General features: G+C 72.0%; 5 protein-coding genes. 2 read left to right on the plus strand and 3 right to left on the minus strand.

Annotation, left to right across the window (positions count from 1 at the left end; translation table 11 throughout):
• Together BFF77_RS29465 and BFF77_RS29470 are read right to left on the minus strand one after the other, a co-directional pair.
• Positions 1–487: GNAT family N-acetyltransferase (locus tag BFF77_RS29465; protein ID WP_066955951.1), on the minus strand; the 487-nt coding region annotated here is incomplete at its 3' end.
• 52 nt (positions 488–539) lie between these two features.
• Entirely contained in the window at positions 540–1,208 is a 669-nt protein-coding gene (locus BFF77_RS29470; protein ID WP_066955954.1) for an O-methyltransferase, read from the minus strand.
• 366 nt (positions 1,209–1,574) lie between these two features.
• Between BFF77_RS29470 and BFF77_RS29475 the strand changes: the two genes are divergently transcribed.
• Positions 1,575–3,668 carry a bifunctional glycosyltransferase 87/phosphatase PAP2 family protein gene (locus BFF77_RS29475; RefSeq protein WP_079125600.1) on the plus strand — a complete coding sequence of 698 codons (2,094 nt, stop codon included), beginning with the start codon at positions 1,575–1,577 and terminating at the stop codon, positions 3,666–3,668.
• Between the two features lie 148 nt (positions 3,669–3,816).
• On the opposite strand, the gene BFF77_RS29480 is transcribed toward BFF77_RS29475, so the two are convergent.
• Entirely contained in the window at positions 3,817–5,211 is a 1,395-nt protein-coding gene (locus BFF77_RS29480; protein ID WP_079125601.1) for an SCO2321 family membrane protein, read from the minus strand.
• Between the two features lie 715 nt (positions 5,212–5,926).
• Between BFF77_RS29480 and BFF77_RS29485 the strand changes: the two genes are divergently transcribed.
• The gene (locus BFF77_RS29485) at positions 5,927–8,380 is read left to right on the plus strand and encodes an endonuclease/exonuclease/phosphatase family protein (RefSeq protein WP_079125602.1); all 2,454 of its coding nucleotides are present in this window, start codon (positions 5,927–5,929) and stop codon (positions 8,378–8,380) included.
• Positions 8,381–8,470 lie beyond the last annotated feature (90 nt).

The following is an 8,470-nucleotide window of genomic DNA, read 5'->3' on the forward strand; positions in this document are numbered from 1 at the left end:
CCCGGCCCGTGAGTTCCCTGCCGTACCAGATCTCGCTGTACGGGCCCGGCTCGCCGTACGGCGGGATCTCCCGGAAGCCGTGCTTCACATACAGCCCTCGTGCCTCGACCAGATCGAGCCGGGTGTCGAGAACGAGCCGCTCCGCACCGAACCGCAGCGCGGCCTCCTCCAGGGCGGCCAGCAGGGCCCCGCCGCCACCGGTGCCGCGCGCGGCGGGGCTCACGTACACCCGGGTGAGTTCCGCCGTACGCGCGTCCAGCAGCCGGAGCCCGCCACAGGAGGCGGCCCGGCCGCCGTACCGGCCGACGAGGAACTCGCCGGTGGGCGGCGCGAGCGGATCGGCAGGGTCGTCGGCGAGCCCCTGGTCGATCTCGGCGCCGGTCGCGGGCCGTCCCCAGTAACGGCCGGCGACCTCGGCGTAGTAGGCGCGGCGGAGCCGGGTGGCGTCCGGGGTGGTGAAGGGCTCGGGGCGTACGGACCAGGTCATGGCCCACTGGCTACCAGCGGACGGGTCGGGGCCGCCACCGGATTACGGCTCGTCAGGCCAGGACACGGGCCAGGAGGAGACCGTCGTAGCCCTTGACCCCGACCGTCTGGAAGGCGGTCGCGGACAGCCGTGGGTTTGCCGCGATCAGTTCGATCATCTCCCGTGTGCCGACGACCGAGGGGTCGGTGCTCGTCGGATCGGCGACGGCTCCGTTCCGTACGACGTTGTCCACGACGATGACGCTGCCCGGACGCGTCAGTTTCAGGGACCACTCCAGATAGTGCGGATTGTTCGGCTTGTCCGCGTCGATGAAGACGAAGTCGAACGGGCCCGCGCCCTCGGCGTCCAGCGCGGGAAGCGTCTCCAGCGCCGGTCCCGTTCTGACCTCGGCGATCTTGTCGAGCCCGGCGCGGGCCAGGCTGGCGCGGGCCACCTCGGCATGGGTGGCGTTGTACTCCAGGGAGATCAGCCGGCCGTCGTCGGGCAGCGCGCGGCCCAGCCAGATGGTGCTGTAGCCGCCGAGCGTGCCGATCTCCAGGACCGTACGGGCGCCCTGGACGCGGGCGAGGAGCTGGAGCAGCTTGCCCTGGTTCGGTGCGACGTTGATGGCGGGCAGGCCGGCCGCGTCGGCGGCGGCGAGTGCCGCCGTGAGCGCTTCGTCGGCGGGCGCGAGCTGATCGGTGACATAGCGGTCGACCGCGGTCCACTGCTCCTGGGACATGGAGGCCTCTCGTCCGTGCGCGGGTGTCGGGGTGCCGAGTTGGTTCCCGATGGGAACATACCCCGGGCGGCCGGGGACGGCACCGGTCGTGTCCCGCGCCGACGGCCACGGCGCAAGAGCCGCACGCCGCCCCCCGTGTGGTGTACTTTCCGCCCTGCTTGTCCATGTGTGCCCCCTTCGCCCTCCCCTCGTTCGCCGTTCCGCCGGAAGTCCTCCCGTCGGACGCCTCCCCCGGACAGGGGCATGGAGACAAAACAAGGGTGACAGACAGGCGAAGAGGGGGTTGCCTGAGTCTTCCCGACCGGGCAATGCGAGGCTCATGCCCCAAGGACGGCGGTTTTCGGACGGACGGAGGGTCGGCGCGGCGTGGTGAATGCGGAGCACAGCGTGCACGGCGGGGCGGCGGCAGGCGGGGCGGGCCCGCTGAAGGAGGGATTCGGCGCGGCGCGCGCGGTTCTCTGGCTGGTCGCCGCCGTGCTGGCGGTCAGACAGACGGCTGCGGTACTGAGACAGCCGCCCGGGGAACGGCTCACCGATCTGGAGACCTGGATCGGTGACAACGGCGTTCTGCATGTGTCGGGTTCGCTCTACGACACCGGCAAGTTCACCGGAACACCGTTCGCCGGGCTGGTGCTCAAACCGCTGGCGCGCTCGGCCGAGCAGAGCCTCGGCATCGTCTGGACCTTCGGGACGCTGCTGCTGGTCGTCGCCCTCGGCCTGGTCGTCGCCCGCGCCCTCCCGGGCCGGATCTCACGCCGTACGGGACTGCTGGCCGCACCGGTCACGATCAGCCTGCTCATGCTGTCCCTGCCCGTCCGCAACAGCTTCTACCTCGGCCAGACCAGCATCATTCCGGTCCTGCTGGTGCTGCTCGGCTGCTTCGCCGTACGCGGTGAACGCGGCTCCGGTCTGCTCGTCGGCGTCGGCGCCGCCCTTCAGCCCGCCGTGCTGCTCTTCGCGCCCCTGCTGTGGCTGACGGGCCGTAAGAAGGCCGCCGTGACCTCGGCGGGCACCTTCGCCGCCTCCACCGCGCTGGCCTGGGCGGCGATGCCCGGCGACTCCTGGGCGTACTGGGTGCACCATGTGGCGGGCGCGGGTCTCGGCGAACGGCCCGACAGCCTCGCCAACCAGTCCCTGCACGGCGTGCTGCTCCGGGCGGGACTGGAAGGCCCTCTGGAGATCGTGCTCTTCGCCGCCTTGGCGGTGGCCGTCGTCCTCGTCGGGCTGCGCCGCGCGGTCCGCTACGCGCGCGACGGACAGTTGCTGCTCGCCGTGGCGCTGACCGGCTGCGCGGCGATCGCGGTCTCGCCGACCGCCTGGCAGCACCAGCTCCTGTGGGTACTGCTGGCGCTCGTCGGCCGGGTCGGCACGCGCACCAGGGACCGGCTGGTGTGGCCGGCGGTGGTGGTGCTGGTGATGACGCTGCCGGGAAAGATGCTGCTGCCGAACATCACGCTGCTCCATCCGCTGCGCGACAACGTCCCGCTGGTCGCGGCGCTGGCGGCGGCCTGCGCGGTGCCGTTCCTGGCGCGCGCCTCGCCGTACTTCGAACGGCCCGTCGCGACCGAGTACGCCCGGCCCGTGCCCGCGCGATGGAGCCGGATCCCGCTGGTGCCGTTCTGGCGGCGGCTGCTCGGCCGCCCGAATCTGCTGCTCGAACTGCTGGTCATCCGCGTCGGCTACTCCGTCTACTCCCATATCCGGCTCGTCGCGACCGGAGGCCGCGAGGCCGCCGAGACACACGGCCGTCAGATCGTCTCCGTCGAGCGGGCGCTGGGCATCGACGTCGAGCACTGGATCAACCACGCGACGGCGCGGACCGAGTGGGCCGAGAGCTTCTTCAACTTCTACTACACGTCGTTCCACTTCGTGGTGCCGCTGACGATCCTCGGTGTCCTGTACGTACGCCGGCCCGCCGACTACCGCTGGGCCCGCTCCTCGCTCGGCTTCGCCACGGTCCTCGCGCTGCTCGGCTTCTGGCTCTATCCGCTGGCACCGCCACGGCTGATGCCGGGCATGGGCTTCATCGACACGGTGCACGGACCGCAGGATCTGACCGATCCGGACTACGGCGCGCTGACCGCGCTCACCAACCAGTACGCGGCGATGCCCTCGCTGCACTTCGGCTGGTCGCTGTGGTGCGGTGTGGTGATCGCCGTACTGGCGCCGAGGCTCTGGATGAAACCGCTCGGGCTGCTCCATCCGCTCTTCACGGTCTGCGCGATCGTGGCCACGGGCAACCACTGGGTCCTGGACGCGGCGGGCGGCGCGGCGGTCGTGGGCGCGGGCTTCGGACTGACCTACCTGCTGGCGGGACCGAGGAGGCTGCTGCCACGCGCGGTGACGGCGGCGGATCCGTTCCCGAGAGGACGGAGCGCCCCAACGGCGCCCCACGGTGCGGCGGACGGCGGTGCGGCGGTCGCGGCCGGGGGCGGCGGCGGGGCGCGGGAGTCCGGATAGCGGCCGGTCGGCGGGCCGGTACGGCCAGACGCGCGAGGACCCGCTCGCGGCCCACCGCGCCGGAGCGGCCCGCGAAGGACGACGAGCGCGGGAAGGACGACGAGCGCGGGAAGCCGGCCGGGACCGCGGACGGTGCGTCGGGTCCCGGCTACGGCTGCGGGCTCTGCCGCGCCGGCGGGCCCTGCGGTGTCCTCCTGCGGCCGTTGAGCAGGAAGCCCATACCGGCGCAGGCGATCGCGCCGATCCCGAGGATCCACAGCATCCCCTGGTCGCGACCGCTGTTCCCGTGCACGACCGCGGCGGCCGGAGCGGTGACGGAGGCCCTGGGCCCGGGCGTCGGTCCCGTCGCGTTCAGCCGCTCCACGAGATCGATCCCGCCGAAGTTGCGCGGGTCCGTACCCGTGGCGTGGGCGGCGAAGATGAGCTGGGCGTAGGCCGCGGGCCCGTTCTCCTGGGCCCAGGCACCGGAGTTCCGCTTCAGCCACTCCAGCGCGCCCGACGCCTGGTCACCGTAACCGGCGGCCGTCAGGGCCACGACGGCGTCCGCCGTGTTGCCGGTGTCGGGCAGCGGCGCGCCGGTGCCGGCGCCGGGCTTCGGCGGCTGGTCGAGATGCCCGGTCGCCGCGAGCGCCGAGGCCAGATAGGCGGCGCCGTTACGGGCGGCCCGCTCCGGGCCCGGGTCCGCCGTGGACACACAGGACGGCGCCGGACCGGCATCCCGTACCGGCCAGGCCATCATCCGCTTGCCGAGCCCGCCGATGACGGCCGCCGCCGTGGCGTCGTCATCGGCGGTCAGCCTTCCCGCCGTGTCCGGCCGGTACGCGAACGCCCCCGCGTCCGCGCCCGATCCCGCGTCACACGGAATCGAGACGGCGACCAGCGCGTCATAGGCGTTCCTCCCCTCGGACGACCGCACCGAGCTGGGCCGTACACCGAAGGTGGTCAGCGCGCCGATCACCAGGGAGGTGGAGTTCGCGTCGGTCGGTGTGCCGGGCAGACGTCCCCAGCCGCCGTCCTTGTTCTGGACGGACCTGAGCCACTCCACGCCCTTGGTCATGGCGGGCCCTTGACCGCCCAGCGTGGAGAGCGCCTGGACGGCGGCGGACGTGGCGTTGGAGTCCCCCGTCGTCCTCGCGTCGCAGGGCGCGGCGGGATCGGGGCGGTACGCGGGGAAGGCGCCGTCGGCGCACTGCTGGCCCTTCAGCCAGCCGACGGCCTGGTCCGCCGGGCGGACACCGGCCGCGAACTGTCCCATCATCGCGAGCGATTGGCGCCACACACCGTCGTGGGCGGGATCCTTCTCGCCGTACAGACCGGGCGGGATCGCGACGGGCGCGGGGGACGGCGCGGGCGCGGAGGCGGCGGGAGCCGGGGACGGCGAGGCGCCGGGATCCGTGGAGGAGCCGGACGGGGAGCCCGTGGAGGATCCCGAAGTGCCGTGAGGGGCCGGTACGTCGCCTCCCGCCACGGCGGCCGGAGCGAGGGCCACACCGAGCAGGGTGGTCGCGGCGAGCGCCGCTGCGCAGCGGCGAACGGTGGTCATGGCGGGCGGGCCTCTCCTGCGGGAGCCGGCGCGGGCACACCACCGCCGCTCCCGGCGGGGGCGGACCCCGTCGCGTTGGGCCCCCCTTGCCGGTCGCGGCACTGGGCACCGGACTCCGGCCCCGTACTCCTCGACGATGCCGGCCACCGGCGGTTTCCGGTGGCACGAGCCGGTCACGACCGCGTACGGGCGGTCCGGCCGCGCCGCCGGTGACGGCGGGTCACGGTCGCGGGCCGGCGCCGGACTCGCACCGGCTTTCCCCCGTACGGGCATGATGACGACCCGGCTACTCTATCGGCCGCGTACCCCGCTCCACCGTCAGGCGTATTTCTCCCGCCGGTTCCGGAGCCGTGCCCGCCGGTCCCGGCACCGCGTGCCCCGAGCGCGCCCGGACGCCCACGGGGTCTCCCGGAGTCGTGTCCCGAGCGAATCCGACATCTCCGCAACGAATGTGCCATGTCGTCCGACAACCAGGTTAAGTCCAACGAACGGTCGGGAAACACTTGTCCGTTGCGTGACCCGCCCTCTTGTTGGCAGTGTGTCTACGCGCGTATCTTGAGCCGACTTCCAGGCTTCTCGTACCACTCCCGCACGCATGTCCGTACTGTCACATCCGCACGGCCACCGTACTGTCACACGCGCACCCGCGCCCCGGGAGCACACCGGCGAGCACGCGGGAAGCACCCGAGAGAACTCGTAGCAGAAAGAGCCCAACGTGCCCCCTTCCATACCCCCGGCCCTGCGCGGTCGGCGCGCCAAGCGCATCGCCCTGGCGCTCCCCGTCGGCCTGGTCGGAACGCTCATCGCGCTCCCGTTCACGGCACAGGCGGCCCCTTCGGCCGACGCCGTGATCGCCGAGGTCTACGGCGGCGGCGGGAACTCCGGCGCCACCCTGACCAACGACTTCATCGAGCTGGGCAACGCCGGCAGCGGTTCGTTCGACCTCACCGGCTGGTCCGTGCAGTACCTGCCGGGCGCTCCGACCGCCAGCAGCAAGTGGCAGGTCACCGAGCTGTCCGGCGCCATCCCGGCGGGCGGCAGCTACCTCGTCGCCGAGAGCAAGGGCACCGGCGGCACCACCGAACTGCCCACTCCGGACGCGTCCGGCTCCATCGCCATGTCGGGGACCACCGGCACGGTCGCGCTCGTCCACTCCACGACTCCGCTGGCCTGCATCACCGCCGCGGACTGCGCGGCCAACGGCAGCATCAAGGACCTGGTCGGCTTCGGTACCGCCGTGGTCCGCGAGACCTCGCCGGTCCCGGGCGCGAGCAACACCGCCTCGGTCTCCCGCAAGGCCTCCCTCGCCGACACGGACAACAACGCGGCGGACCTGGCCGCGTCGACGCCGAGCCCCCGCAACACCGGTGGTGGCGGCGAGCCCGATCCGGACCCGACGCCCACGCCGACGCCCACGGGCCCCACCGGCCCTCCGGAGCAGGACCCGACGCCGGGCCCCGTGCGGATCCATGACATCCAGGGCAACACCCGGCTCTCCCCGTACAACGGCCAGTCCGTCACGAATGTCCCCGGTGTGGTCACCGGCGTTCGCTCCACCGGCTCCTCGCGCGGATTCTGGATCCAGGACGCGCAGCCCGACAACGACCCGGTCACCAGCGAGGGCGTCTTCGTCTTCACCGGCTCGACCACTCCGCAGGTCAAGGTCGGCGACTCGGTCCTGGTCACCGCCAAGGTCGCCGAGTACTACCCGGGCGGCGCCTCGTCCGGTGCGCAGTCCCTCACCGAGCTGAGCGGCCCGACCACCGTCGTGCTGTCCTCCGGCAACGCGGTGCCGTCGGTCGAGCTGGTCGACGCCAAGACGCTGCCCAAGGACTACACGCCGAACGCGGGCGGCGGCAGCATCGAGTCGCTCACGCTCCAGCCCACCGTGTACACGCTGGACTGGCTGGAGTCCCGTGAGGGCATGGTCGTCCAGATCGGCGACAGCCGCGTGGTCGGTGCCTCCAACTCGTACGGCGAGACCTGGATCACCACCAAGCCCACCAAGAACCCGACCCCGCGCGGCGGTGTGATCTACACCGACTACGACGACCCGAACGCGGGCCGTCTGCTGGTCACCGCGCTGACCGCCGACAAGCCGGCGGCCAACGTGGGCGACACGCTCAAGGGCGCGACCGGTCCGGTCGACTACGGCACCTACGGCGGCTACAGCATCCAGGCGACCGCCGTCGGCGCGGTCACCAAGGGCGGTATCGAGCCGGAGGTCGCGGAGCAGGGCGGCGCCGACGAGCTGTCCGTCGGCACGTACAACGTCGAGAACCTCGACCCGACGGACCCGCAGGACAAGTTCGACCGGCTGGCCCAGGGCATCGTCAAGCACCTCGGCTCGCCGGACATCGTGAGCCTGGAGGAGATCCAGGACAACAACGGCGCCAAGGACGACGGTACGGTCGCGTCCGACCAGACCCTCGCCAAGTTCATCGCGGCCGTCAAGGCGGCGGGCGGCCCGGCGTACGAGTGGCGCTCGATCGACCCGCAGGACAAGACGGACGGCGGCGAGCCCGGCGGCAACATCCGTACGTCCTTCATCTACAACCCGCAGCGGGTCTCCTTCGTGGACCGTCCGGGCGGCGACGCCACCACCGCGGTGAAGGTCGTCACCTCCGGCGACGACGACGAGAACGTCTCGCTGTCCGTCTCCCCGGGCCGGATCAACCCCACCTCGGGCGCCTGGTCGAGCAGCCGCAAGCCGCTGGTCGGCGAGTTCCTGTTCCGCGGCGAGCAGATCTTCGTCGTCGGCAACCACTTCAACTCCAAGGGCGGCGACCAGCCCGTCCACGGCCGGTTCCAGCCGCCGACGCTGAGCTCGGAGACCCAGCGCGTGTCCCAGGCCAGGGAGGTCAACACCTTCGTGGCCGACCTGCTGGACAAGGACAAGGACGCCAAGGTCGTCGTCCTCGGTGACATCAACGACTACCAGTTCTCGGCGCCGCTGGACGTGCTGACGAAGAAGGTCCTCAAGGACCTGATCAACACGCTGCCGAAGAACGAGCGCTACAGCTACGTCTACGACGGCAACTCCCAGACGCTGGACCACATCCTGGTCAGCAAGGGCGTCAAGAACCCCGTGTACGACGTGGTCCACATCAACGCCGAGTTCGCCGACCAGGCGAGCGACCACGACCCCCAGGTGGTCCGCTTCAAGTGACACAACGGTGACCGGCGCTCGCTGAACCACCGCTGACCTGTGGCGTGTACGAGCCCCCTCCCCGGGGCCCGTACACGCCACAGGTCAGCG

The organism is Streptomyces lushanensis, from assembly GCF_001700515.1.
In the GTDB taxonomy this organism is placed as follows: domain Bacteria; phylum Actinomycetota; class Actinomycetes; order Streptomycetales; family Streptomycetaceae; genus Streptomyces; species Streptomyces lushanensis.

Coding starts and splice junctions, on each gene's coding strand:
- BFF77_RS29470 (WP_066955954.1), bottom strand. CDS start 1,208: ATGTCCCAGGAGCAGTGGACCGCGGTCGACCGCTATGTCACCGATCAG.
- BFF77_RS29480 (WP_079125601.1), bottom strand. CDS start 5,211: ATGACCACCGTTCGCCGCTGCGCAGCGGCGCTCGCCGCGACCACCCTG.